Origin of the sequence: Microbacterium sp. NPDC091662, from assembly GCF_044756705.1 — a bacterium.
Classification (GTDB): Bacteria; Actinomycetota; Actinomycetes; order Actinomycetales; family Microbacteriaceae; genus Microbacterium.
The window spans coordinates 1,388,939-1,411,874 of the sequence record NZ_JBIVTM010000001.1 but is presented as its reverse complement, the minus strand read 5'-3'; the positions used below and the strand labels follow the sequence as shown (position 1 = coordinate 1,411,874).

General features: G+C 68.2%; 25 protein-coding genes. 11 read left to right on the top strand and 14 right to left on the bottom strand.

Annotated elements, in window-relative coordinates:
- Positions 1-10 precede the first annotated feature (10 nt).
- From ACIQLD_RS06710 to ACIQLD_RS06690, 5 genes are all read right to left on the bottom strand, one after another.
- The gene (locus ACIQLD_RS06710) at positions 11-685 is read right to left on the bottom strand and encodes a response regulator (protein ID WP_402606517.1); all 675 of its coding nucleotides are present in this window, start codon (positions 683-685) and stop codon (positions 11-13) included.
- On the bottom strand, positions 682-1,956 hold the full coding sequence (locus ACIQLD_RS06705) for a sensor histidine kinase (RefSeq protein WP_402606515.1): 1,275 nt from the start codon (positions 1,954-1,956) through the stop codon (positions 682-684). Before ACIQLD_RS06705 ends, ACIQLD_RS06710 begins: the two co-directional genes overlap by 4 nt.
- Positions 1,957-1,965: 9 nt before the next feature.
- Positions 1,966-2,781: an ABC transporter permease gene (locus ACIQLD_RS06700; RefSeq protein WP_402606513.1), complete on the bottom strand. Its 816-nt coding sequence runs from the start codon at positions 2,779-2,781 to the stop codon at positions 1,966-1,968.
- Positions 2,778-3,689 carry an ABC transporter ATP-binding protein gene (locus tag ACIQLD_RS06695; protein ID WP_402606511.1) on the bottom strand — a complete coding sequence of 304 codons (912 nt, stop codon included), beginning with the start codon at positions 3,687-3,689 and terminating at the stop codon, positions 2,778-2,780. Before ACIQLD_RS06695 ends, ACIQLD_RS06700 begins: the two co-directional genes overlap by 4 nt.
- Positions 3,690-3,783: 94 nt before the next feature.
- Positions 3,784-4,410, bottom strand: a complete 627-nt coding sequence (locus tag ACIQLD_RS06690) for an SOS response-associated peptidase family protein (protein WP_402606508.1) — start codon at positions 4,408-4,410, stop codon at positions 3,784-3,786.
- Positions 4,411-4,512: 102 nt separating this feature from the next.
- Between ACIQLD_RS06690 and ACIQLD_RS06685 the strand changes: the two genes are divergently transcribed.
- Complete coding sequence (locus ACIQLD_RS06685; RefSeq protein ID WP_402608501.1) at positions 4,513-5,424, top strand: DMT family transporter; 912 nt, start codon at positions 4,513-4,515, stop codon at positions 5,422-5,424.
- A gap of 4 nt (positions 5,425-5,428) precedes the next feature.
- On the opposite strand, the gene ACIQLD_RS06680 is transcribed toward ACIQLD_RS06685, so the two are convergent.
- Positions 5,429-5,992, bottom strand: coding sequence for a nitroreductase family protein (locus ACIQLD_RS06680; RefSeq protein WP_402606505.1), 564 nt, complete (start codon positions 5,990-5,992; stop codon positions 5,429-5,431).
- Positions 5,989-6,393, bottom strand: coding sequence for a peptide-methionine (R)-S-oxide reductase MsrB (gene msrB / locus ACIQLD_RS06675; protein ID WP_402606501.1), 405 nt, complete (start codon positions 6,391-6,393; stop codon positions 5,989-5,991). Before msrB ends, ACIQLD_RS06680 begins: the two co-directional genes overlap by 4 nt.
- A gap of 71 nt (positions 6,394-6,464) precedes the next feature.
- Here msrB and ACIQLD_RS06670 point away from each other — a divergent pair, with 71 nt between their 5' ends.
- The 4 genes from ACIQLD_RS06670 (at position 6,465) to groL (ending at position 10,128) form a co-directional block, all read left to right on the top strand.
- Entirely contained in the window at positions 6,465-7,457 is a 993-nt protein-coding gene (locus tag ACIQLD_RS06670) for a DUF2332 family protein (protein ID WP_402606499.1), read from the top strand.
- Positions 7,458-7,466: 9 nt separating this feature from the next.
- The gene (locus ACIQLD_RS06665; protein ID WP_402606497.1) at positions 7,467-7,724 is read left to right on the top strand and encodes a DUF3263 domain-containing protein; all 258 of its coding nucleotides are present in this window, start codon (positions 7,467-7,469) and stop codon (positions 7,722-7,724) included.
- An 81-nt stretch (positions 7,725-7,805) separates the two neighbouring features.
- Complete coding sequence (locus ACIQLD_RS06660; RefSeq protein WP_402606495.1) at positions 7,806-8,384, top strand: LytR C-terminal domain-containing protein; 579 nt, start codon at positions 7,806-7,808, stop codon at positions 8,382-8,384.
- A 124-nt stretch (positions 8,385-8,508) separates the two neighbouring features.
- Positions 8,509-10,128, top strand: a complete 1,620-nt coding sequence (gene groL / locus ACIQLD_RS06655) for a chaperonin GroEL (RefSeq protein ID WP_387177680.1) — start codon at positions 8,509-8,511, stop codon at positions 10,126-10,128.
- A 68-nt stretch (positions 10,129-10,196) separates the two neighbouring features.
- Here groL and ACIQLD_RS06650 read toward each other — a convergent pair whose 3' ends face one another.
- The 3 genes from ACIQLD_RS06650 to ACIQLD_RS06640 all read right to left on the bottom strand — a co-directional run bounded on the left by ACIQLD_RS06650 (position 10,197) and on the right by ACIQLD_RS06640 (position 13,071).
- Positions 10,197-10,484 (bottom strand): WXG100 family type VII secretion target, encoded by a 288-nt coding sequence (locus tag ACIQLD_RS06650; protein ID WP_402606493.1) that lies wholly within the window; start codon positions 10,482-10,484, stop codon positions 10,197-10,199.
- Between the two features lie 138 nt (positions 10,485-10,622).
- Positions 10,623-12,317 (bottom strand): sensor histidine kinase, encoded by a 1,695-nt coding sequence (locus ACIQLD_RS06645; RefSeq protein WP_402606490.1) that lies wholly within the window; start codon positions 12,315-12,317, stop codon positions 10,623-10,625.
- A gap of 61 nt (positions 12,318-12,378) precedes the next feature.
- Positions 12,379-13,071 carry a response regulator transcription factor gene (locus tag ACIQLD_RS06640; RefSeq protein WP_017828926.1) on the bottom strand — a complete coding sequence of 231 codons (693 nt, stop codon included), beginning with the start codon at positions 13,069-13,071 and terminating at the stop codon, positions 12,379-12,381.
- Between the two features lie 177 nt (positions 13,072-13,248).
- Between ACIQLD_RS06640 and ACIQLD_RS06635 the strand changes: the two genes are divergently transcribed.
- Entirely contained in the window at positions 13,249-14,298 is a 1,050-nt protein-coding gene (locus ACIQLD_RS06635) for a lysostaphin resistance A-like protein (RefSeq protein ID WP_402606487.1), read from the top strand.
- A gap of 10 nt (positions 14,299-14,308) precedes the next feature.
- Here the strand turns inward: ACIQLD_RS06635 and ACIQLD_RS06630 are convergent, their stop codons facing one another.
- The 3 genes from ACIQLD_RS06630 to ACIQLD_RS06620 are packed head-to-tail and all read right to left on the bottom strand — an operon-like array spanning position 14,309 to position 17,982.
- On the bottom strand, positions 14,309-15,949 hold the full coding sequence (locus tag ACIQLD_RS06630) for a DNA repair helicase XPB (protein ID WP_387177673.1): 1,641 nt from the start codon (positions 15,947-15,949) through the stop codon (positions 14,309-14,311).
- Between the two features lie 37 nt (positions 15,950-15,986).
- Positions 15,987-17,696, bottom strand: coding sequence for a helicase-associated domain-containing protein (locus tag ACIQLD_RS06625; protein ID WP_402606485.1), 1,710 nt, complete (start codon positions 17,694-17,696; stop codon positions 15,987-15,989).
- A gap of 10 nt (positions 17,697-17,706) precedes the next feature.
- Entirely contained in the window at positions 17,707-17,982 is a 276-nt protein-coding gene (locus ACIQLD_RS06620) for a multidrug ABC transporter ATPase (protein ID WP_402606482.1), read from the bottom strand.
- A 117-nt stretch (positions 17,983-18,099) separates the two neighbouring features.
- Here ACIQLD_RS06620 and ACIQLD_RS06615 point away from each other — a divergent pair, with 117 nt between their 5' ends.
- Positions 18,100-18,480 carry a cold-shock protein gene (locus ACIQLD_RS06615; RefSeq protein ID WP_021200010.1) on the top strand — a complete coding sequence of 127 codons (381 nt, stop codon included), beginning with the start codon at positions 18,100-18,102 and terminating at the stop codon, positions 18,478-18,480.
- The gene (locus tag ACIQLD_RS06610) at positions 18,464-19,072 is read left to right on the top strand and encodes a DUF3027 domain-containing protein (RefSeq protein ID WP_402606479.1); all 609 of its coding nucleotides are present in this window, start codon (positions 18,464-18,466) and stop codon (positions 19,070-19,072) included. Before ACIQLD_RS06615 ends, ACIQLD_RS06610 begins: the two co-directional genes overlap by 17 nt.
- A 10-nt stretch (positions 19,073-19,082) precedes the next feature.
- Here the strand turns inward: ACIQLD_RS06610 and serC are convergent, their stop codons facing one another.
- Positions 19,083-20,195, bottom strand: coding sequence for a phosphoserine transaminase (serC, locus tag ACIQLD_RS06605; RefSeq protein WP_402606477.1), 1,113 nt, complete (start codon positions 20,193-20,195; stop codon positions 19,083-19,085).
- A gap of 101 nt (positions 20,196-20,296) precedes the next feature.
- On the opposite strand from serC, the gene ACIQLD_RS06600 reads away from it, so the two are divergent.
- The 3 genes from ACIQLD_RS06600 (at position 20,297) to ACIQLD_RS06590 (ending at position 22,913) form a co-directional block, all read left to right on the top strand.
- Positions 20,297-20,998: a metal-dependent transcriptional regulator gene (locus ACIQLD_RS06600; RefSeq protein ID WP_021200007.1), complete on the top strand. Its 702-nt coding sequence runs from the start codon at positions 20,297-20,299 to the stop codon at positions 20,996-20,998.
- Positions 20,999-21,371: 373 nt separating this feature from the next.
- The gene (locus tag ACIQLD_RS06595; protein WP_402606475.1) at positions 21,372-22,106 is read left to right on the top strand and encodes a M23 family metallopeptidase; all 735 of its coding nucleotides are present in this window, start codon (positions 21,372-21,374) and stop codon (positions 22,104-22,106) included.
- A 309-nt stretch (positions 22,107-22,415) separates the two neighbouring features.
- Entirely contained in the window at positions 22,416-22,913 is a 498-nt protein-coding gene (locus ACIQLD_RS06590; protein WP_029258662.1) for an HNH endonuclease, read from the top strand.
- Positions 22,914-22,936 lie beyond the last annotated feature (23 nt).

Genomic DNA, 22,936 nt, shown 5'->3' with positions numbered 1-22,936 from the left:
TCCGATCGGCCTAGTCGCCGACGAGCCCGAGGCGATGCGCCAGGATGACCGCGTGGATCCTGTCCCGTGCGCTGAGCTTCGCAAGCACACGACCCACGTGGGTCTTGACCGTGGACTCGCCGACGTAGAGAGTCTGGGCGATCTCTGCGTTGGTGAGGCCGCGACCGATCGCGAGGAAGACGTCCCGCTCTCGTTCTGTGAGTGATTCGAGAGCTGCGCTCTCCTCTGCGGCCGGCGTCGCGGGAGTTCCGCCGAGCCGCGGCGTCACGTGCTCCAGCAGCGTCTTCGTGACGCGTGGGGACAGCGCCGCATCTCCGCGATGGACGGCGCGCACGGCGGAGATCATCTCGTGGCGCTGGGCATCCTTCAACAGGAATCCGCTCGCGCCCGCGCGGATGGCGCCGAATGCGTACTCGTCGAGATCGAACGTGGTCAGAACGAGCACCTTGGTCTGCGGGTGCGCGCGCACGATCGCCTCGGTGGCGGCGATGCCGTCCAGCTCCGGCATCCGGATGTCCATCAGCACCAGGTCAGGGGCGAGTTGCGCGCTCTGCGCGATCGCCGCCCTCCCGTCGCCGGCCTCGCCGACGACGACGATGTCGTCCTCGGACTCCAGCACCATCCGGAAGCCCAGTCGGATCAGCTCCTGGTCATCCACCAGCAGCACCCTGATCGCCTGCGTCATCCTTCATCCTCCAACGTCTGTCGCCGTGCGGCGGGCGTGCTTCCCGATGCGGGGAGCACCGCCTGCAGAACCCATCGTCCTCCATCCGTCGGCGCGGACCGCACCGTGCCGTGCACGTGGGCAGCCCGCTCGGAAAGTCCTCGAACCCCGAATCCGTCCGATCCGATCTCGCCGGAGACGCCGTCGTTGACGATCTCGATCGTGACCGTGTCGGTTGTGTATTCCAGCCGCACGGTGATGCTCTTCGCTGTCGGTGCGTGGCGCATGGCGTTGGTCACGCCCTCCTGCACGATCCGTCCGATCGCATGCGCCACGGCGGGAGAGACGTCGGCCTGGCCGATGACGGTGAGCGTCGCCGGGTAGCCCGCACGCTGAGCCGTCTCCACGGTGTCGCGCGCCGGCACGGGTTGCATCGGCGCCAGCGGCAGCGGCGACTCGTCGTCGCGCAGCACCCCGAGCATCGAGCGCATCTCGGTGAGGGCGCCCCTGGCGGTGTCTGCGACGGAAGCCGCCGCCCTCCGCGCCTGTTCGCGGTCGGGTGTGGCGGCCGCGCCTTCGGACAGCGCGACGATCACCGTGAGCGAGTGGGAGACGATATCGTGCATCTCCCGGGCGATGCGGGCACGTTCCGATGCGGCTGCGAGCTGGGCCTGCTGATCGCGCTCGATCAGCAGCTGGCGCGAACGGTCGATGATGGCGAGGAGATAGCGTTTGCGGCCGCCCACGTTGACCCCGACGAGCGTGCCGATGAGACCGAGCGCGACATAACCGAGTGCGGTGTCGAGGCCGACCTGGAGCACGGTCGCGCCGGTCAGCATGAGGATCGTGGTGAGTCCGAGGAACCAGGCGGCGCCGATCCCGTAACAGATCCAGGCCAGACGTGCCGACCTGTAGACCGCGACGCCGTAGCAGGCGACCAACAGGAGGACGATGCCGCCGGACATACCGGTGAACAGGCCGGCGGTCCCCAGGATGACCGCAGCGATGAAGGGACCCAGCGGTGCCCGTCGGCGCCAGAGGAGAGTGCTGCACCCGATCGCGACCATCACCAGCGTCGCGATGTTGATGGCGATGTAGGTGCCTTCGGGGAGCGAGGTGCGGGGGTAGGGCGCCGCGGGGGCGAGGGACAGGAACAGGCAGATCAGCGCGAGCAGGATGTCGGCGAAGAGTGGATGGCGGGCCCAGAACCGTCGGAACAGTCCCGGGGCACGCGGAAGCCGCAGCTCCTCGTCCTCACGGACCGAGTCGCTGCGGCTTCGCGTTCTGCTCACAGGCCGACTTTACGCGTCACGGGTGCGCAGCACGCCCCACGCGACGGCGGCACCGCCGACCACCCAGCAGGCCAGCGTCAGGAACGCGACCGGAGCGTCGAGAGCAGCAGTCTCACCCGGCATGATCGCGCTCTGCGCGGCAGTCACCGGAAGGTAGGCCGAAGCCTCGATGACCCACGCCCACGCTTCTCCGGCGAAGGAGAAGAAGTTCGCCACGATTGGCAGCACGAACAGGACACCGACGGTTGCGGCGATGGCTCCTGCGCCGGAGCGCAGGATGAATCCGAACGACACCCCGATCAGGGCGAAGACGGCCATCGCGAGCGAGGCCACGACGATCGGGAGGAACGATGCCGAAGGGTCGGACCAGTCGATGCCCTGATCCCGGGGCGCCACGATGAGCGAGACGGCGAGCGCGGCGACCGCGAAGGTCACCAGCGACGAGAGGAACATGAAGACGGCCAGCACGGTCGACTTCGCAGCGAGCACCGATCCGCGCACCGGGTTCGCGGTGAGAGTGGACCGGATCATCCCGGTCGAGTACTCGCCCGTGACCGAGATCGCGCCGATGATGCCCGCGAGCAGCATGGTGAACTGGATCGGCATGATGACAGCCTGGATCGGATCGAATCCGGGCATGTCGAGCGCCTGGGCGATGAGGACGGCGATCCCGATCGTCAGCGCGGCGGCGATCCCGATCGACCACCACGTCGAGCGCAGGGTGGCGAGCTTGATCCATTCGCCGCGGAGAGCGCGGACGAAGGTCAGCTTCCGACCGGTGTCGACGCGTGGCCGCGTGGGAGCGGGAGCCTGTGTCGTGGTCATGAAATCTCCTTGGTGCGGTACTCGACGGAGTCGCCGGTGAGGGCGAGGTAGGCGTCTTCGAGTGAACCGGTGGTCGGGGTGAGTTCGTGCAGCGGGATGCCGCGAGCGGCGGCCAGGTCGCCGATGCGCGCAGCAGGCAGGCCCACGATGTCGAGGAGATCAGGGGCCGAGCTCACGATCTCCACGTCCGGGCCTCCGACGGCTGCGGCCAGATCGGCGGGTCGCGGGGTGCGCACCCGGACCGTGTTCCGGGTCCAGGAGCGGACGAGTTCGGCGAGGGGAGCGTCCGCGAGCACCCGGCCGCGGCCCATCACGATGACGTGGTCGGCGGTCTGCGCCATCTCGCTCATCAGGTGGCTCGAGAGCAGCACGGTGCGCCCCTCGGACGCCGCGTGCCGGACGAACTGTCGCACCCAGCGCACGCCCTCGGGGTCGAGGCCGTTGACCGGCTCGTCGAGGATCAGCGTGTGCGGGTCACCGAGCAGCGCTGAGGCGATACCGAGGCGCTGCCCCATTCCGAGCGAGAAGCCACCCGCGCGCTTGCGGGCAACCGACCCGATGCCCGCGAGGTCGATGACCTCATCGACGCGGGAGGAGGGGATGCCGTGCGTCGCAGCCATGGCGCGAAGGTGGTTGCGGGCGGTGCGGCCCGTGTGCACCGCCTTGGCGTCGAGGAGCACTCCGACCTCGGTGAGCGGTGCGCGCAGCTTGCGGTACTCGCGGCCGGCGATGGCGGCACGCCCCGACGTCGGGCGGTCGAGGCCGACGATCATCCGCATGGTGGTCGACTTCCCGGCGCCGTTCGGGCCGAGGAAGCCGGTGACGCTGCCCGGCTTGACAGTGAACGACACGTCGTCGACGGCGGTCTTGTCTCCGAACCTCTTCGTGAGGCCTTCTGCTGTGATCATGGGAACAACGTTACGGAGCCGACCCGGCGTCGCGCGTCCTCCTCAGGTACACATCTCACGACGAAGTCTCCGACCGGCGTGGGACATCCGAGACTCAGGGACGAGGGCGAGCCTGCACCCGCGCGGCCATCTCGTCGGACGCGAGGATCGCCTCGTCGATGATCTCCCGCGACGCCGGTGCGGTCAGCCAGTCGTGGCTCAGCGAGGAGGGGACGAGGAGAGGCATCCGATCGTGCAGATCGGCGAGGTGCGCGGGCGCAGGACGCATGACGATCGAATAGCACGTGAACCATTCGCCGTCTGCCGTGCGGCCGCGCTGGGTGACCGCAGCCATGCCGAACAGCGTGCCGTCGTCGATGATGAACTCGTTCCACTGCCGAGACGGCTTCTGCATCTCGTACCAGCTCGTCGCCGGCACGATCGCTCTCGACTTCGCCCCGCCCGGACGCTCTTGCAGTCGCTCCGACCGGGTGTTGATCGACGGGAACTTCGCCGGTTCGCCGTTGACGAGGAAGCCCCACCAGGCGGGCTCGAGGGTCGGCGCGGAATCGGGCTGCAAGATCAACGGGTTGAGGTTGCGCAGGTTCTTGCCGGTCGGGCGCACGGTCTCGCCCGCATTCTCGTGCGCCCACACGCGTAGGCCCTCGAGCACCGCGTCGTCGGCGGCGGCGAGGAGTTCTGCATCGGTGAATCGAGGATCGAGTCCGTAGCTCGCGCACATGCGGCCAGCGTAGCCCCGGCATCGGACATCCGCAGGGGCAGGAGCGACCATCGGCTCGGGTAGGGTCGACAGGTGCCAGAGAACCGTCGCCTTCCCGCCCCGCTGGCACTCGGAGGGGCGGTCGCGATCGGCGTGATGACGGCGATCCAGGCGCGGATCAACGGCGTGCTCGGAGTGCGCGTCGACGACGGGATCGTCGCCGGCTTCCTCTCGTTCTCCGTGGGTCTCGTGGCACTCGCCGTCGTGATCTGCGCGCTCCCATCCGCTCGGCGGGGAGTCGCACGACTCTGGAGCGGCATCCGGCACCACACGATCCCCGTCTGGATGCTGCTCGGGGGCGTGTGCGGCGCGCTCACCGTCTCCACACAGGGGCTCACCGCCGGTGTGCTCGGCGTCTCGCTGTTCACCGTGGGTGTGGTGGCGGGGCAGACCGTTCACGGCCTCGTGCTCGATCGGATCGGCTTCGGGCCGGCCGGAGTGGTCGCGGTCACGCCCGGGCGAGTGCTCGGCGGTCTGCTCGCGCTCGCTGCTGTCGGCATCTCCCTCTCCGGCGACGTGCTGGCGTCCGCGCCCCTGTGGATGCTGTTGCTGCCCTTCGCTGCGGGGGTCGGGATCGCGTGGCAGGCGGCGACCAACGGGCGTCTGGCCCAGCGCGCACGTTCACCGCTGGCCGCCACGCTCATGAGCTTCATCGCCGGCACCGCGGTGCTCGCCCTGGCATCCACGGTGAGCATCGTGTTCCGCGGCGCACCGGCGGGTCTTCCCACCGAGCCCTGGCTGTACCTCGGAGGGTTCCTCGGTGCCGCCTACATCCTTCTCGGCACGTTCATCGTGGCGCAGACCGGGGTGCTGCTGATGGGGCTGGGGTCGGTGCTCGGGCAGCTGGTCACGTCGGTCGTGATCGACCTGTTGTGGCCGCCCGCAGCCGGCCCCGCGCTGTGGCAGGTGCTGGCGATGGTCGTCGTTGCCGTCGCATCGGTGGTTGTCGCGGTCCCGTGGCCGCGTCGACGCTGACGGGTTACTTCTTCTTGGCCTTCTTGGCGCTCGTCTTGGGCATGCGGGTGACGAGTCTGCGCGCATCGATGGTCTTGCGGCGACCCGGCTTCTTACCTTCGGGCTTGCGTCCCACGTACAGCCATCCGAGGAGCTCTTCGTTCTTGCCGAGGCCGTGTGCCTTGGCGACCGCCTTCGCGCGCGTGTAGTGGCCGGTACGCCAGATGACGCCCCAGCCCGCCTCGTCGAGGAGCAGGCTCAGCGTATGTGCGACACCGGAGGCCACGGCCTCCTGTTCCCACCGCGGAACCTTCTCGCTCTTCTGGTAGCTCGCGACGACGGCGATGAGCAGCGGGGCGCGAAGCGGCTTCGACGAAGGCGAGGAATCTCCCTGGGCCTTGGCGATCGCCGCGCCCAGCACCTCGCGATCGGCGCCGCGCAGCTCGATCAGCCGCCACGGGCGCAGAGAAGAGTGATCAGCGACTCGGCCCGCTGCTGCGACGAACGTGAGCAGTTCGTCGCGGGTCGGCGCGGTGTCTTCGACCTTCGACCAGGACTGCCGTGCCCGGACGGCGTCGAGCGCACTCACGAGGCTTCGGGAGTGAAGTTCAGCGCGATCGAGTTCATGCAGTAGCGGTCGCCCGTCGGCGTTCCGAATCCGTCCGGGAAGACATGGCCCAGGTGGGATCCGCAGTTGGCGCAGCGCACCTCGGTGCGCACCATACCGAGGCTGTCGTCTTCGATGAGCTCGACCGCATCGGGGCGGATCGACTCGTAGAAGCTCGGCCAGCCGCATCCGGAATCGAACTTCGTGCCGCTCTTGAAGAGCTCGGCGTTGCATGCGCCGCAGGTGTAGAGGCCCGCGCGCTCCTCGTCGAGCAGCTCGCCGGTCCAGGCCCGCTCGGTCGCAGCCTGGCGCAGCACGGCATACTGCTCATCGCCGAGCTCCTCGCGCCATTCTTCTTCGGTCTTGTCCACGCTGTACGACATGTGTCCTCCTGAGTCTCGTCCATTCTCTCCCGTACGGGGAGGTGACGGGTGCTCCGGGTCAGAATGGACGGATGACGGATGCTGTGCAGGAACGGTACGCACGATTCGCCCGTGACGAGGCCCCCGGCCGCAGCGCGCTCTACGCGGAATGGGCGGCCGGTGTCGCGGCCGACGATGAGGTGAGGCGCATCCTGCTGCGGATCCCCGAGACCCGGAGGCAGCCGCCGCTCGTGTTCGCCGTCACCCGCCTGTTCGGAGCCGAGCTCACCGGGTATCCGCAGTGGCGCGATTTCGTGCTCCGCAACGCCGACGAGATCGTGGCGGAATGCGCGCGTCGCAGCCTGCAGACCAACGAGCCGCTCCGCCTCGCCGCGCTGCTTCCCGTGCTGTCCGAGATCGAGGGCCCGATCGCTCTGCTCGAGATCGGAGCCTCCGCCGGGCTGTGCCTCTATCCCGACAGGTACTCGTACCGTTTCGTCGATGAAGCGGGTGCGCTCCGTGTCGCGCTCGACCCCGCGGACGGACCGTCGACCGTCGTGTTGGAGAGCCGTGTGACCGGTCCGATACCCCCGCTGCGCATGCCGCGGGTGGTGTGGCGAGCGGGTATCGACCTGGCCCCGCTCGACGCGGCGGACCCTCGCGACCGGCGATGGCTGCGCGGACTCGTGTGGCAGGGGGAGGAAGGACGGGAGGCGCGGATCGACGCCGCGCTCGATATCGCCGCATCCGATCCTGCCCTGCTCGTCTCCGGCGACGCCGTGGATCGCATCGACGCCCTCGCATCTGACGCGCCGGTGGATGCGACACTCGTCATCACCACGCCCGGCGTGCTGGTGCACATTCCGCGAGCACGCCGGAATGCGCTGGTCGACCGCATCGGCGCTCTGGACGCCCGCTGGATCACGATCGATCCGCCGGGCGCGCTCGATGTCTGGGTGCCTCCGGTGGACGCGGCTGATCGGCCGGGCTTCGTGGTCGCGATCGACGGGAGGGTGCGCGCGGTCGCGGATCCCCTCGGGGGCTGGTGGGAGTGGCGCGCGGGCCTCCCGGCGGATGCGTCCTAACCTGGACTCATGCTCGGAGACCTGACGGAGCGCGATCGCGCGATCCTCGCGATCGAGGTCGCCTGGCCACGGCACGGGTCGGCCAAGGAAGAGGTCGTCCGTGCACAGTTGGGCATGAGCTCGGCGCGCTACTACCAGCTGCTCGGGCGGCTCATCGAGTCGGAGGCCGCGTTGGAGTACGACCCGATGCTGGTGCGGAGACTGCGTCGGATCAGGGATTCGCGCGCCAGGCAGCGCTCGGCCCGCACCCCGGGGTTCGTCGGCTGAGCCGACCTCTCGACGGCCTTCCGAATCGAGTGTTCCGTGCCGCGGAACGGATTGCCAGGAAGGTGACGCTAGCATCGAGGGGTGTCCAAGCCCTCCCGCGATCGCTTCGATGACGTTCCCCGTTCCTCCGGACGTGTGGGAGCGCATCGCGCCGAAGCTCCGGGGATGAACGGCTGGGTCGTGCTGCTGTGGTCGTTCGTCGCCGCCCTCGTCCTCATCATCGCCGGGATCTTCGGCTCCCTCGTGGTGATGGGGCGCGTCTCGCTCTTCCCTGAGGCAGCGCCCACCACCGTCCCGACCCCGGTGGAGACCGGGGTCGTGGACACGTCGGTCTCCGTGATGATCCTCAACGGCACACCGGAGGAAGGGCTCGACACGCAGATGCGGGACGTCCTCGTCAACAACGGATGGTCGCCGGATATCGTCTTCGCCGGTGACAGCTCCAGTCAGGACTTCGCGACCACCACGGTCTTCTACGTCAACGACGAGGACGAGCTCGCCGCGATCGGATTGGCGAACGTGCTCGGGGGCGCGGCCGTGCAGCAGAGCGACTACTACTCCGGTCAGACCGAGGACGGTCTGAAGCAGTTCACGGTGGTCATCGGCCTCGATCGATCGAGCACTGCACCCGAGACGCCCGGCGAGACTCCGGCCCCCTGACCTCCGGGTACACCTCTTCTGCGGCGGCTTGCACTCGAAGGTGTCGAGTGCCAGAATGGCGTTAGCACTCTCTTACTCTGAGTGCTAAACCCAACGTCTACGTCCAGGAGGGACGAAAAAACTCATGGCAAAGATCATTGCTTTCGATGAGGAGGCCCGCCGCGGCCTCGAGCGCGGCCTGAACATCCTCGCCGACGCGGTCAAGGTGACCCTCGGCCCGCGCGGCCGCAACGTCGTTCTCGAGAAGAAGTGGGGAGCCCCCACGATCACGAACGACGGTGTCTCCATCGCCAAGGAGATCGAGCTGGACGACCCGTACGAGAAGATCGGCGCGGAGCTCGTCAAGGAGGTCGCCAAGAAGACCGACGACGTCGCAGGTGACGGCACCACGACCGCCACGGTCCTCGCTCAGGCTCTGGTCCGCGAGGGTCTGCGCAACGTCGCAGCCGGCGCCGACCCCATCTCGCTCAAGCGCGGCATCGAGAAGGCCGTCGCAGCGATCACCGAGGAGCTGCTCGCCAGCGCCAAGGAGATCGACTCGAAGGAGCAGATCGCTGCCACGGCTTCCATCTCCGCGGCTGACCCCGCCATCGGCGAGCTCATCGCCGAGGCGATCGACAAGGTCGGCAAGGAAGGCGTCGTCACCGTCGAGGAGTCGCAGACGTTCGGCACCGAGCTCGAGCTCACCGAGGGCATGCGCTTCGACAAGGGCTACCTGAACCCCTACTTCGTGACGGACCCGGAGCGCCAGGAGGCGGTCTTCGAGGACCCGTACATCCTCATCGCGAACCAGAAGGTCTCCAACATCAAGGACCTGCTGCCCATCGTCGACAAGGTGATCCAGGACGGCAAGGAGCTCGTCATCATCGCCGAGGACGTCGAGGGCGAGGCTCTCGCGACGCTCGTGCTGAACAAGCTCAAGGGCATCTTCAAGTCGGTCGCCGTCAAGGCTCCCGGCTTCGGTGACCGTCGCAAGGCTCAGCTGCAGGACATCGCGATCCTCACCGGTGGACAGGTCATCACCGAAGAGGTCGGCCTCAAGCTCGAGAACGCCACGCTCGACCTGCTGGGTCGTGCGCGCAAGGTCATCGTCACCAAGGACGAGACCACGATCGTCGAGGGTGCCGGCGAGGCAGACCAGATCGAGGGTCGCGTCACGCAGATCCGTCGCGAGATCGAGAACACCGACAGCGACTACGACCGCGAGAAGCTCCAGGAGCGCCTGGCGAAGCTCGCCGGTGGCGTGGCCGTCATCAAGGCGGGCGCCGCGACCGAGGTCGAGCTCAAGGAGCGCAAGCACCGCATCGAGGACGCCGTCCGCAACGCGAAGGCAGCCGTCGAAGAGGGCATCGTCCCCGGTGGTGGCGTCGCACTCATCCAGTCGGGCACCAAGGCCCTCGACGCTCTCTCGCTCTCGGGCGACGAGGCGACCGGCGCGAACATCGTCCGCGTCGCGATCGAGGCTCCGCTCAAGCAGATCGCACTGAACGCCGGTCTCGAGCCGGGTGTCGTTGCGAACAAGGTCTCCGAGCTCCCCTCGGGCCAGGGCCTCAACGCGGCAACGGGCGAGTACGTCGACATGTTCGCAGCGGGAATCATCGACCCGGCGAAGGTGACCCGCTCGGCGCTGCAGAATGCAGCATCGATCGCGGCGCTCTTCCTCACCACCGAGGTCGTCGTCGCTGACAAGCCGGAGAAGGCTGCTGCTCCGATGGGTGACCCGTCGGGTGGCATGGACTTCTGATCCAGCTCTCATGACAGAACGCCCCCGGCTTCGGCCGGGGGCGTTCTGCGTCGGTACGGGGGGGCGCGTCAGCGGAAAAGGCTGGCCGAGTACTGATCGGCGTCTGCGTACTGGGTGGCGACCGAGCCGAGCGATGTGCCGATCGACTCGAGTACCTGCTCCACATGGAGCTGAGCGCCCTGCCACTGCTCTGCACAGGTCTGGAAAGCATGGGATGCCGTGCCGGACCAGGTCGACTGCAATTGCCGGAGCTGGGCCATGAGCGTCACCGACTCCGCCTGCAGGCGCTCGATCGTGGCACGTGTAGCGCCGTGGGCCGCATAGACGGCATCGGTGTCGACGGTGAAGACAGACATGGGAACTCCTTCTCGTAGGGGTTCCGAGGCTAGGCGGACGCCGGCGTCCGTATTCTTCCTGGCCGCGGATATCCCGCCCGCTGTGCGCAACGGGCGCGGTCGCTCAGCGGTGCAGAAGCGCCGAGCGTCTGGACGGCCCTACGGGAGGTCGAGTCGATCCAGGGGCTGGGTGTCCTCGAGGAGGTGCGCAGGAGTGGCGCGTGCCGGTGCGAGCGGAAGCGTGACGGTGAATGTCGCACCACCACCCGGAGTCTCCGACACGTCGACGCCGCCGTGTAGCGCTTTCAGGATCGACGCGACGATCGCGAGTCCGAGCCCGGAGCCTCCGGTCTCCCGAGCGCGCGAAGTGTCGGCACGCCAGAAGCGCTCGAAGATCTGCTCCCGGATCTGCGGCGGAATGCCCTCGCCGTGATCGACGATCGCGATGCTCGCGGTTCCCGCGACCCGGTCCGAGTCGACCACGATCTCGATCGGGCCGTCTTCCGGGGAGAACCGGCGGGCGTTGCCCAGGAGGTTCGTCACGACCTGACGGACCTTGTTCTCTTCGCCGAGCACGATCGGCGGCGTGCGCACGGGCAGATCGGGAACCTCGGTGAAGTCGATCGCCGGAGCCTGCTCCGGCTGCCGGGGACGACGGCGCAGGCGCGCGAGTGTGGTTCGGGAAAGCCCGCGTGGGGCCGGCGGCTGCGGAGGTTGAAGCGGGGGGATCTCGTGCAGAGGGATCACGGTCTTGCTGTCTGCGGTGCGGTCGATCACCGTGACGGTTCGTCCTGGTGCCGCGGCGCGCAGGTCGAGCGCCGCATCCCGCGCGATCGGCCGCAGATCGAGGGGGACGATCTCCGGTTCGCGCTCCTCATCGAGCCGGGCGAGAGCGAGGAGGTCCTCCACCAGCACCCCCATCCTGATGGCTTCCTTCTCGATGCGCTCCATGGCCCGCGCCGTGTCCTCCTCGCCCTTGATCGCGCCCATGCGGTACAGCTCCGCGTAGCCGCGTACGCTCACCAGCGGCGTGCGCAGCTCGTGGCTGGCGTCGCCGATGAAGCGTCGCATGTGCTGCACGGTGCGATCCCGCTGCGCGAGCGACCTGTCGACGCGGTCGAGCATCGTGTTGATGGCGGTGTTCAGCCGACCGACCTCGGTGGTCGGCTCGAGGTCGGTCAGCCGCTGCCGGAAATCGCCGGCCGCGATCGACATCGCCGTGGCTTCGACCTGCCCGAGCCTGCGGAAGGTGAGGGTCACGAGCCCGCGCGTGAGAAGGGCGGCGATCAGGATCGTGATGAGAGCGATCGTGATGTAGATGCCGAAGTACTGGCTGATGATGCGATCTGCAGGTGCGAGCGGAAGGGCCACCAGTTGGATGCGCAGAACCCCGCCCTCGGAGGGGACCACGGCGACTGCCGCGTGGAACAGCTCGCCCTCTGCGCCCGTCATCTCGAGCGGGATCTGATCCGTGTTGGCTGTGGCCTTCGCGAGGGAGTAGTGAGAGGGGAAGAGGGGTGCCTGGCCCGAGGTGCCGCGTGCCGTCGCACGCAGCTCGCCCGTCGCGTCGTAGATCGCGAAGGAGAAGTCTCGGGGCTGCTCGTCGCGCGGGCTGTAAGTGGTGACCCCGTCGACCGTCACCGCGTCGAAGTAGCGGTCGACGAGGTCGCTCGAGACCAGTGCGGGCAGTTGGGCGTCGATGTTGGCGACCAAGGCATTGCGCAGGATGGGCACCGTGCCGATGCCCGCGACGAGCAGACCCAGCGCGAGCACCGCCACCGTGACGCCGGTGACCTTCGCCCGAAGGCTGATGCGTCGCCACCAGCCAGTGACCGCATCGGGCTTGTGCGCCATGCGGTCCTCCCCGGTGCGGCGGCTGCGCCGCGAGGCGGCGTCGATGGTGGTGCGGTGGTCGTCAGACCGTCTTGCCGACCTTCAGCATGTAGCCGAAGCCGCGCTTGGTCTGGATCAGCGACTCCTCGGTGTGCGGGTCGATCTTGCGACGGAGATAGGAGATGTAGCTCTCGACGATGCCGGCGTCGCCGTTGAAGTCGTACTCCCACACGTGGTCGAGGATCTGAGCCTTCGACAGCACGCGGTTGGGGTTGAGCATCAGGTAGCGCAGCAGCTTGAACTCGGTCGGGCTCAGCTCGATCGGCTCCTTGCCGACGTGCACGTCGTGCGTGTCCTGATCCATGGACAGCTCGCCGGCGCGGATGATCGACTCCTCGTCTGCCTGCATCGTGCGGCGGAGGATGGCCTGAGCCCTGGCGACGATCTCGTCGAGGCTGAAGGGCTTGGTGACGTAGTCGTCGCCACCGGCGTTGAGCCCCTCGATCTTGTCGTCGGTGCCGTCCTTCGCCGTGAGGAACAGGATGGGCGCCGTGAATCCCGCGCCGCGGAGGCGCTTGGTCACGCTGAACCCGTTCATGTCGGGCAGCATGACGTCCAGGATGATGAGGTCGGGCTCCTCTTCGAGGACGGCCGAGATCGTGGCGGCGCCGTTGGCGACCGTCTTCACCTGGAATCCGGCGAAGCTGAGACCCGTGGAGAGCAGGTCGCGGATGTTGGGTTCGTCGTCGACGACCAGGATGCGCGGAGCAGTCATGTCCCCATTATGGTGACTTCGGCCATGGGGATGCTGACTATTGTGCGGAACGGCGTGGAGTCGCCCGCTCCGGAAGTCGGGAGTGCGCGGTTTTCCTGCGCCGTCCACAGCGGCCGGAGCATCGAGATCCTCCCGTGGTCGGATGTGCCGCACAGGTGCGCGGGGGAGGATCGATGCATGAGCTGGAACGAGGACGTCACCGCCGCCCCCGGAATCATCGCCGACTCTGGAATCGCCGCTGCACCGGCCGCCTCGCCTGACGTCGAGCGGATCGCCTACCATCGGCTGGCGCATCTGCGTCCGCGATACCGCTGGTGGCGAATGCTGCTGACCGGACTCGTCGGCATCGCCCTCTACATCGTGATCCTGTTGATCGTGATCGTGCCGCTGGTCATCGTGTCGACGTTCATCCCGGGGTGGGGCATCGAGTCGCAGACTCTGCTCACCACCTCGCAGTTCTTCGACCTCGACCGGCCGTGGCTGCTCGTCGCGCTGGTGCTGCCGCTGATCCTGATGATCCCGGCCCTCCTGCTGGGATCGCGCATCGTCGAGGGCCGCGGTGTCGGGCTGCTCTCATCGGTCACCGGACGGCTGCGGATGGGATGGCTCGGACGGAGCCTGCTGCTGGCGCTCGTGGTGTTCGCCGTCTACTTCGCTGTGGTGCTGGGCTGGTCGGCCCTCAGCGGCGATCCGGTCGTCGCGGATTTCTCCCACCCCGGACTCTGGACGATGGTGCTGCTCGTGCTGCTGCTCATCCCGTTCCAGGCCGCAGCGGAGGAGTATGTGTTCCGCGGGTATCTGATGCAGCTGGTCGGGAGCTGGCTCCGTCATCCCGCCTTCGCGATCCTGCTTCCCGTGCCGCTGTTCGTGCTCGGTCATGGCTACGACATCTGGGGTGCGGCGAGCGTGGGCATGTTCGCGATCGTCGCCGCATGGCTGACCTGGCGCACCGGGGGACTCGAAGCGGCGATCTCGCTGCACATCGTCAACAACGTGCTGATCTTCCTGCTCGGATCCGTCACGCTGGTCGACGCGAACGCCACATCGGGGACCGCCGTCGACCTGTTCGCGTCGGCGCTGGCCATGGTCGTCTACGCCCTGCTCGCCGACCGCTGGGCCGCGAAGCTCGGGATCGCGCGCCTGGCGCCGGTCGACTCAGCGTCTACCGGAGCGAGCGGAACCCATCGACTCGGCGCCGTGTTGCACGGTCGAGCCACTCGAGCGTGATCTCCCGAGGTCAGGCGGCGATCGCGTCCGAGTCCATGATCGTGTAGCTGTATCCCTGCTCGGCCAGGAACCGCTGGCGGTTCTGGGCGTAGTCCTGATCGATTGTGTCTCGGGCCACGAGGGTGTAGAAGCTCGCGGTGTGCCCGGACTGCTTCGGACGCAGCAGTCGGCCCAGGCGCTGCGCCTCCTCCTGGCGGGAGCCGAACGATCCGGACACCTGGATGGCGACGGACGCCTCGGGCAGGTCGATCGAGAAGTTCGCCACCTTCGAGACGACGAGCAGCGAGATGTCGCCCTCACGGAACGCGCGGTACAGCTCTTCGCGCTCGTCGACCGGGGTCGCACCGGTGATCTGCGGTGCGTTCAGGGCCTCGGAGAGCGACTCGAGCTGATCGAGGTACTGCCCGATCACGAGGATGCGCTCGCCCTCGTGCTTCGCGATGAGCTCACGCACGGCCTGGACCTTCGCCGGGGCGGAGGCTGCGAGCCGATACCGTTCGTCGTCGGTCGCCGCGGCGTACTCGAGACGGTCGCTCGGCGGCAGGTCGACGCGCACCTCGTAGCAGGCGGCGGGGGAGATGAAGCCCTGCGCCTCGATCTGCTTCCAGGGGGCGTCGAAGCGCTTGGGTCCGATCAGGCTGAAGACGTCGCCCTCTCGTCCGTCCTCGCGCACCAGGGTCGCGGTGAGGCCGATGCGGCGGCGGGCCTGCAGGTCGGCGGTGAGCTTGAACACCGGTGCCGGCAGCAGGTGGACCTCGTCGTACACGATGAGTCCCCAGTCGAGCGCGTCGAGCAGCGCCAGGTGCGCGTACTCGCCTTTACGCTTCGCGGTCAGGATCTGGTAGGTAGCGATCGTGACGGGCTTGACCTCTTTCGCCTGGCCCGAGTACTCGCCGATCTCCTCGGGGGTCAGGCTGGTGCGCTTGAGCAGTTCGTCGCGCCACTGCCGCGCCGACACGGTGTTCGTCACGAGGATCAGGGTGGTCGTCTTGGTCGCGGCCATCGCGCCGGCGCCCACGATCGTCTTGCCGGCGCCGCAGGGGAGCACGACCACTCCGGAGCCGTCCTTCGAGAAGGCATCGACGGCGTCCTGCTGGTAGGGGCGGATGTGCCAGCCGTCCTCGGCGAGGTCGATCTCGTGCGGGGTCCCCGGGGTGTAACCGGCGAGGTCTTCGGCGGGCCAGCCGATCTTCAACAGCTCCTGTTTGATCTGCCCGCGTGCCCAGGCATCGACGACGAACGTCTCCGGCGTCGGGTGCCCGATGAGGAGAGGCTGGATGCGCTTGTTGTTCGCGACCTGCGCCAACACGGCGGGGTCGGAAGAGCGCAGGATCAGGGTTCCCTCGTCGTCGCGTTCGATGACCAGTCGTCCGTAGCGGTTGACCGTCTCCCGCAGGTCGACGGAGACCGAGGGCGGCACGGGGAAGCGCGACCAGCGGTCGAGCGTCTCGAGCATGTCCTCGGCGGTATGCCCTGCGGCCCGGGCGTTCCACAGGCCGAGGCGAGTGATGCGGTATGTGTGGATGTGCTCGGGTGCCCGTTCCAGCTCGGCGAAGATCGCCAGCTCATGGCGGGCGCTCTCGGCATCGGCATGGGCGACTTCGAGCAGCACGGTGCGATCGCTCTGGACGATCAGTGGGCCATCAGACATAGCTCACCAGTTTAGCGGTCGCGTGAGGTGCGGGGCCCTACGGCGCGACGATCGTCGCTGTGAGGATGCTCGACACCGGAAGCGTCCGCTCCACATCGGCCGCGCGGTCTCGTCCGCGGAGCCTGCCGCCGCCCATCCCTGTCGCTTCCAGGAGGAGCTGCCGGGTGGATCCGTCCGGCATCCCGACCGTGACTTGGAGGACGGACTTCGCCCGCACGGCCGCTTCGAGTTCGCGGTCGAGCCACGCGGCGTCGGCATCCGGTCCCTGGTGCGAGCGGAGCCGTACGATCAGCGACATCAGGTCGGCGGAGTCCCCAGGGGAAGCGGGGGCAGGGGGAGCGGGGTGGCGTTCGCGCACGAGGAGGGCACCGTCGGAGCCGACGAGCGTCGCCGGGTACCGCGCATCGGTGAGTGCCCAATACACGGTGTCACGACCGACGCGGGTAGTGAGGGAGTCGATATGAGCCGTCAGAGCCAGCGGGCGCAGCGACTGGTCCACCGCCATCGCCTGGATGAGGTGCGAGTCGGAGCTCTCGATCCGCGTGCGGCCGGTCTCGTCATCGGTCGAGACGCGGACCAGGCCATGCCGTTGGGCGGTCTGCGCGATCAGATAGCCGAGGGGTTGCGGGAGCCCCGTGAGGGAGATGGAGGAGAGGAACTCGAGGATCGACGCCTCGGTCTCGCCGGCGACGAACGCGTGCGCCACGGACTCGGAGGTGAAACGGTACGACGACGCCTGGGCCGCGGACTCGCGGGCGGCGATCGTGCGCAGCCGCACATCCAGCGCCGGCTCCAGCGGACCCGGCGCGATGGCCGTCAGGTCGTTCTGCAGGAAGATGCGATCGACCTCGGTCGGCAGCAGCCGCACGAGAGTCTCGGCCTCTGCGGCGCCTCCGCGACGCAGGCTCACGGCCCATGCGGGTTCGGTGCCGTCCTCTGCGATCAGGCCGAGGAGCGCGGCCGCATCCTGCAGGACGCGCGAACGCTCGCCCCATGTGGGATCCCAGGGGTGGGCGAACGGCCAGGCCTCGGGTGGAACCCATCCGCCGCTTTCGGAACGGACCCCGCGGGGAAGGGCGTCGCGGAACGCGGTGGCCAAGACGGCCCATCGGTCGGCGGCGGAGGAGCGCAGCCATTCCTCTGCGGACTGGCTCGATCGCAGTCGTCGATCCGCGGACACGGCGAGCCCCGACTGGAGGGCGATCGCGGCGAGGGTGTCGACGATCTCGGAGGGGACGCCGACCTCGGCGAGCTGACGCTTCTCGCCTGCGCTGACGCCGCCGCCGGTGAGCAGGGCGAAGGGGCTCTCCCTCGCGATCAGGAGCAGGTCGGCGAGGACGGCCACGGTTGTGAAGGCGCGCTCGGCCGCGTGCGCCGCTGCGGTCTCGGAGGAAGATATCGCCGGCGCCGAGGCGGGCGGAAGGGCGAGCGAGCGTCCGGCGATCGCGGCGGCCACCGGGGGATAGGGCGTGCCGTCCGGACGGAGAAGGGCGAGCGCCGTGAGTTGTTCCTGCTCCTGGCCGGCGTCCTCATCGGACGCTGCGGCGAGCAGTGCGCGCGCTTCGGACGCCGTGAGCGAGGGCAGGACACGCGTCAGCGACGCCGGATCGAGCAGTGCTTCAGCGGCGTCGAAGAAGTCCTGCCACCCGGCCTCCGGCTTGACGCCCCGCGCGGCGAAGAGGCGGCGGAGGTCGTCATCGCTCGCCGCCGCCAGCCAATCCGCCAGCGGTCGCGCGTGAGTGCTCATGGCCGTTGCCTCAGGAACGCGAAGACGCGCGGCCCTTCCGGATGAAGCTCATCGTCAGGAGCGCGATGATCATGAGGAACGCGACCGGGAGACCCCAATAGGGAATCGCCGCGATGACGGGCCAGATGCCCTCGCCGAACGCGGCCTGTCCCATTCCGAGCGCCGTGCCGATGATGATCGCGAAGAAGCACACCACCGACGCCGCGGCGATTCCGAGCGCGGTGAACGCCAGGATACGATCCAGCCGGCGGATGGGAACCTCCGGTTCCGAGTTCTGCGTGCTCATCCGGATCAGCCTACTCGCACTGAGGCTTCTGCTCTGCGCGCGCCGTGACCGGTAGGCTGGGGGCACGCGCACGTGCGCGTCCACTGTTCTGCATATCGATCTCAGCGAGGTTCTCCCATGCCCACCGGCAAGGTCAGGTTCTACGACGAAGACAAGGGTTTCGGCTTCATCGCCAGCGATGACGGCCAGGACGTCTTCCTGCACGCCTCCGCGATGCCCGCCGGCACCGCGGTGAAGGCCGGCGCGCGCGTGGAGTTCGGCGTGGCCGACGGCAAGCGCGGACTGCAGGCGCTGTCGGTGCGCGTGCTCGAAGCGCCGCCGAGCCTCTCGAAGGCCAAGCGCAAGCCGGCCGACGACATGGCCATCATCGTCGAAGACCTCGTGAAGCTCCTCGATGGCATCGGTGGGGATCTGCGCCGTGGGCGCTACCCGTCGTCGGCACAGGGTCGCAAGATCGCGGCCGTCCTGCGCAAGGTCGCTGATGACCTCGAAGCCTGACGCCGACGCGCGTCTGCTCGACGCCCATGATCTCGCGCTCGCCGCGCTGGCCGAGGTCACTCCGGCGTCCACCGTCGGTCCCGCCGCCGGATACCTCGCCGAAGACGACGGTTCGGTCTCGCTGCGCTTCGAGAACCGACTCGCCGGCTACCCGGGCTGGTACTGGACGGTGACGGTCGCCCGTGTCGAGGGCGAGGAGCCGACGGTACTCGAAGTCGAGCTGCTTCCCGGCGACGGCGCTCTTCTCGCGCCGGAGTGGGTGCCGTGGGCCGAGCGCCTCGCCGAGTACCGCGCGCATCAGGTCGAACTCGCCGAAGCGGCCGCGGCCGCCGGCGATGACGTGTCGGAAGACGATCCACTCGACGGTGAAGAGGACGACGTCCTCGACGATGACGACGATGACGACGACCTCGACGATGACGGTGAGGCGGACATCCTGCACGCGGGTGACCTGGACGGCGTGGACATCGACGAGCTCGATGAAGGCGCCGACGACGAGTCGGACGATGAAGAATCGGACGACGACGAGTCGGAAGACGACGACGCCGACGCCCTCGATGAGGACGCCGGCGAGGTCGACGAGGAAGAGTGAGGCCGGGCGCTCAGGCGCCCAGGTTCTCCAGCACGTACTCGATCGATCGGGTCAGCTGGCGCACGTCATCCGGCTCGATCGAGACGAACGTCGCCACCCGCAGCTGGTTGCGTCCGAGCTTTCGGTAGGGCTCCGTGTCGACGATGCCGTTGGCGCGGAGGGTCTTGGCGATCGCCGCGGCATCGATGCTGTCGTCGAAGTCGATCGTCGCGACCACCGGGGAGCGGTGCGCGGCGTCCGTGACGAAGGGCGTGGCGACCGAAGACGCCTCAGCCCAGTCGTACAGCACCGAAGACGACTCGGAGGTGCGAGCTGCCGCCCAGCCGAGCCCGCCGTTGTCGAGGATCCAGCGGAGCTGGTTGTCGAGCAGGTGAAGGGTCGTGAGCGCGGGTGTGTTCAGGGTCTGGTTGAGGCGCGAGTTGTCGACCGCGTTCTTCAGGCTCAGGAACTCGGGGATGTAGCGACCCGATGCCGCGATGCGCTCGATGCGCTCGACGGCGGCGGGTGAGACCGCGGCGAACCACAGACCGCCGTCGGAGCCGAGGTTCTTCTGCGGCGCGAAGTAGTACACGTCGGCCTGAGCGGCGTCGAAGTCGATGCCTCCGGCGGCACTCGTCGCGTCGATGACGGTCAGGGCGCCGTCGGCGGCGATGCGCTGGATCGGAGCGGCGACGCCGGTCGACGTCTCGTTGTGCGGCCAGGCGTACACATCGACGCCCTCCACGACTTCGGCGACGGTGAGCGAACCCGGCTCGGCCTTGCGCACGTCGGGTGCCTCGAGCCAGGGGGCGCCCGCGGAGGCGGCGAACTTCCCACCGAACTCGCCGAAGACGAGGTTCTGGCTGCGCCGTTCGATGAGACCGAAGGCGGCAGCATCCCAGAACGCGGTCGATCCGCCGTTGCCCAGGATGATCTCGTATCCCTCGGGAACGCGGAACAGCGCGGCGAGCTGCTCGCGGATGCTGCCGACGAGGTTCTTCACGGGCGCCTGTCGATGGGATGTCCCCAGGATCGAGGCTCCCGACGAGACCAGCGCCTCGAGCTGCGCAGGGCGCACCTTCGAGGGACCGCAGCCGAAGCGGCCGTCGATGGGCAGGAGGTCACGGGGAATCTCGATCGCCATGCGTCGATTCTAGGGGGCGCCCGGCATGTCGCCGGACCGGTCGCGAGTCCGATGTCGGCCTGGGAATGTAGGCTTGCCTAAGAACCTCGGAGGGCCTGCACATGACCGATCTGATCGACACCACGGAGATGTATCTCCGCACCATCCTCGAGCTCGAGGAGGAGAACATCGTGCCGCTGCGCGCGCGCATCTCCGAGCGCCTCGGGCACTCGGGGCCGACCGTCTCGCAGACCGTCGGTCGAATGGAGCGCGACGGGCTCGTCATCGTCTCCGAAGACCGTACGCTCGAGCTCACCGATGCCGGTCGCCGCAAGGCCGTCGACGTGATGCGCAAGCACCGTCTCGCCGAGCGCCTGCTCTCCGATGTGATCGGACTCGACTGGGCGTTCGTGCACGAAGAGGCCTGCCGCTGGGAGCACGTGATGAGCGAGCAGGTCGAGCGTCGCCTGGTCGAACTGCTCGGACACCCGACGGAGTCGCCGTACGGCAACCCGATCCCCGGTCTCGACCAGCTCGGTGACGTGCCGGCGCGCACCTTCGACGAGGGCGTCATCGGTCTCGTCCAGCGCCTCAATGCGGCGGGGGAACCGGTCGAGGGCACGGTCCGTCGTCTTGCAGAGCCCGCCCAGGTCGACCCCGAGCTTCTCGAGCAGCTGCGCGATGCGGGCGTCGTTCCCGGAGCGCACGGAGACTTCCGTTTCAGCGAGGGCTACGTGCTCATCCAGATGGACGGCAAGGAAGACGGTCTCGAACTTCCGGTGGAGCTGGCGTCGCACATCTTCCTGGTGGGCGAACCGGCCTGATCCCGCGAGAAATCCGGGTCCTGAGCCGGTGCGGAGACGGGCTGTCGAACGCTTCTGCGCCGATTGCCAGTTTCCTGGGGTGACATGATCGTTATCTTCCGGTAACCTCGGTCAGGTCGCCAGCGAAGAAGCCCGCTGGAGATGAACCCGCGAAGATCGCCTTCCAGGCTCGTCGTCTTCACGGCAAGAATGCACAAAGTACCCGAGCTACATTCGTGCCACGAGAGCAGAGTGCCGACGAGCCAGCGCTGACCCGAACAGCGTGAAGGCCCAGGAGGACCAAGTTTTGGCCGCAGACATCGAACCGCCCGCGAAGAAGACATCTGAAGACCGAGTACCCGCCCGCCGCACCGGCGCGCGCCTGAGTGCTCGAATGGCCGTCAAGCCACTCCGATCCATCGCCATCTTCGGGGCCGTCGGTGCACTGGTCGCCGGCATCGCTCTGCCCGCTTTCGCCTCGTCGAAGCCGAGTGAAGCCGCTCCGACGACGCTCCAGCAGCTCGCGGCCGTCGACGCGCAGTCGCTCGTCGTCGCTTCGCAGGCCACCGCGGCACCGCTTGCTCGTGGCACGTTCAGCGCGACCACTCCCGAGGAGATCGCGAAGAAGAAGGCAGAAGAGGCCGCCGCTGCTCGCGCCGCCGCCGCCGCTTCCACCGCATCGACCACGTCCTCCCGCTTCAACACCGCGGGCTACGCGCTCACGTCGCCGGGATCGGGTGAGGTGCGCTACCCGCTTCCGATGGGATCGTGGAACGTCAGCCGCACCGTGGGCGGTGGGCACAACGGTGCCGACATGCTCGCACCGGCCGGTACCCCGATCTATGCGGCTGCCGCCGGCGTGGTCCGTGCCTCCGCAGAGAGCATCGGCGGATACGGTGTGGCCGTGATGCTGGACAGCGTCGTCGGTGGGCAGCGTCTGCAGACCACCTACGGCCACATGCTCTACGGCTCGCGCCAGGTGCAGGTCGGGCAGACGGTCTCCGCCGGACAGCTGATCGGCTACGTCGGCAGCACGGGTCGCTCGACCGCCAACCACCTCCACTTCGAGGTCTGGATCAACGGCGGACTCGTCGAGCCCATGTCGTGGCTCTCGGTCAACGCCGGCTGATTTCCGGACACGCCTCTCTCCATTCACCCGCCGTTTCGCCTCGCACCCAGCGAGATGGGTTAGCCTGATCCCGTTGTCGTACAGGTGGGAGAGGCTGATGGAGCGAATACCGACCATCCGAACCATGGATGCCCTCGGTCGTCACGTCCTTCTGCATAGCCCGCAGGGATGCCACGGCGTTGCCGTGCGCGAAAGGCGCTGTCTCTAGACGGCGCCTTTTTTCGTCCCCGCGATCGATCTGCCTCCTGCGCGACCTCGTGTGAGTCGAGAGTGCCGGGAAGCCGTCCCGGCGGATCGAGAGGATGACGAATGCGCACACTGGTCCTGAATGCCGGATACGAGCCGCTCGCGATCGTGTCGTTCAAGAGAGCCCTGGTGCTCGTGATGAACGACAAGGCGACCGTGATCGAACGTGTGGAAGAAGACCCCGTCTGGGGCACACACGGCGTCTACGATCGCCCGGCGGTCATCATCCTGGCGCGCTACGTGCGCGTCCCGACGAGCAGACGCGTCCCTGTCACCCGACGCGGTGTGCTCCGCCGCGACAACCACCGTTGCGGCTACTGCGGCAAGGCGGCATCGACGATCGATCATGTGCTGCCCCGCTCGCGCGGGGGAGCGGACTCGTGGGAGAACCTCGTCGCCTGCTGCCTGCGCTGCAACAACGTCAAGAGCGATCGCACGCCGCAGGAGATGCGCTGGCAGCTGCGCTTCACCCCGCGCCCTCCGCACGGCACCGCCTGGACGGTGCGCGGAACCGAACGCAGCGACCCGCGCTGGGAACCCTACCTGGCACTCGCGGCCTGAGACGTGCGGAAGGGGGCCACCCT

What these genes read in the sequence shown, in the direction of transcription:
- ACIQLD_RS06710 (WP_402606517.1), bottom strand. Translation starts at nt 685, where the DNA reads ATGACGCAGGCGATCAGGGTGCTGCTGGTGGATGACCAGGAGCTGATC.
- ACIQLD_RS06700 (WP_402606513.1), bottom strand. Translation starts at nt 2,781, where the DNA reads ATGACCACGACACAGGCTCCCGCTCCCACGCGGCCACGCGTCGACACC.
- ACIQLD_RS06695 (WP_402606511.1), bottom strand. Translation starts at nt 3,689, where the DNA reads ATGATCACAGCAGAAGGCCTCACGAAGAGGTTCGGAGACAAGACCGCC.
- ACIQLD_RS06690 (WP_402606508.1), bottom strand. Translation starts at nt 4,410, where the DNA reads ATGTGCGCGAGCTACGGACTCGATCCTCGATTCACCGATGCAGAACTC.
- msrB (WP_402606501.1), bottom strand. Translation starts at nt 6,393, where the DNA reads ATGTCGTACAGCGTGGACAAGACCGAAGAAGAATGGCGCGAGGAGCTC.
- ACIQLD_RS06670 (WP_402606499.1), top strand. Translation starts at nt 6,465, where the DNA reads ATGACGGATGCTGTGCAGGAACGGTACGCACGATTCGCCCGTGACGAG.
- ACIQLD_RS06665 (WP_402606497.1), top strand. Translation starts at nt 7,467, where the DNA reads ATGCTCGGAGACCTGACGGAGCGCGATCGCGCGATCCTCGCGATCGAG.
- groL (WP_387177680.1), top strand. Translation starts at nt 8,509, where the DNA reads ATGGCAAAGATCATTGCTTTCGATGAGGAGGCCCGCCGCGGCCTCGAG.
- ACIQLD_RS06650 (WP_402606493.1), bottom strand. Translation starts at nt 10,484, where the DNA reads ATGTCTGTCTTCACCGTCGACACCGATGCCGTCTATGCGGCCCACGGC.
- ACIQLD_RS06645 (WP_402606490.1), bottom strand. Translation starts at nt 12,317, where the DNA reads ATGGCGCACAAGCCCGATGCGGTCACTGGCTGGTGGCGACGCATCAGC.
- ACIQLD_RS06640 (WP_017828926.1), bottom strand. Translation starts at nt 13,071, where the DNA reads ATGACTGCTCCGCGCATCCTGGTCGTCGACGACGAACCCAACATCCGC.
- ACIQLD_RS06635 (WP_402606487.1), top strand. Translation starts at nt 13,249, where the DNA reads ATGAGCTGGAACGAGGACGTCACCGCCGCCCCCGGAATCATCGCCGAC.
- ACIQLD_RS06630 (WP_387177673.1), bottom strand. Translation starts at nt 15,949, where the DNA reads ATGTCTGATGGCCCACTGATCGTCCAGAGCGATCGCACCGTGCTGCTC.
- ACIQLD_RS06625 (WP_402606485.1), bottom strand. Translation starts at nt 17,696, where the DNA reads ATGAGCACTCACGCGCGACCGCTGGCGGATTGGCTGGCGGCGGCGAGC.
- ACIQLD_RS06620 (WP_402606482.1), bottom strand. Translation starts at nt 17,982, where the DNA reads ATGAGCACGCAGAACTCGGAACCGGAGGTTCCCATCCGCCGGCTGGAT.
- ACIQLD_RS06615 (WP_021200010.1), top strand. Translation starts at nt 18,100, where the DNA reads ATGCCCACCGGCAAGGTCAGGTTCTACGACGAAGACAAGGGTTTCGGC.
- ACIQLD_RS06610 (WP_402606479.1), top strand. Translation starts at nt 18,464, where the DNA reads ATGACCTCGAAGCCTGACGCCGACGCGCGTCTGCTCGACGCCCATGAT.
- serC (WP_402606477.1), bottom strand. Translation starts at nt 20,195, where the DNA reads ATGGCGATCGAGATTCCCCGTGACCTCCTGCCCATCGACGGCCGCTTC.
- ACIQLD_RS06600 (WP_021200007.1), top strand. Translation starts at nt 20,297, where the DNA reads ATGACCGATCTGATCGACACCACGGAGATGTATCTCCGCACCATCCTC.
- ACIQLD_RS06595 (WP_402606475.1), top strand. Translation starts at nt 21,372, where the DNA reads ATGGCCGTCAAGCCACTCCGATCCATCGCCATCTTCGGGGCCGTCGGT.
- ACIQLD_RS06590 (WP_029258662.1), top strand. Translation starts at nt 22,416, where the DNA reads ATGCGCACACTGGTCCTGAATGCCGGATACGAGCCGCTCGCGATCGTG.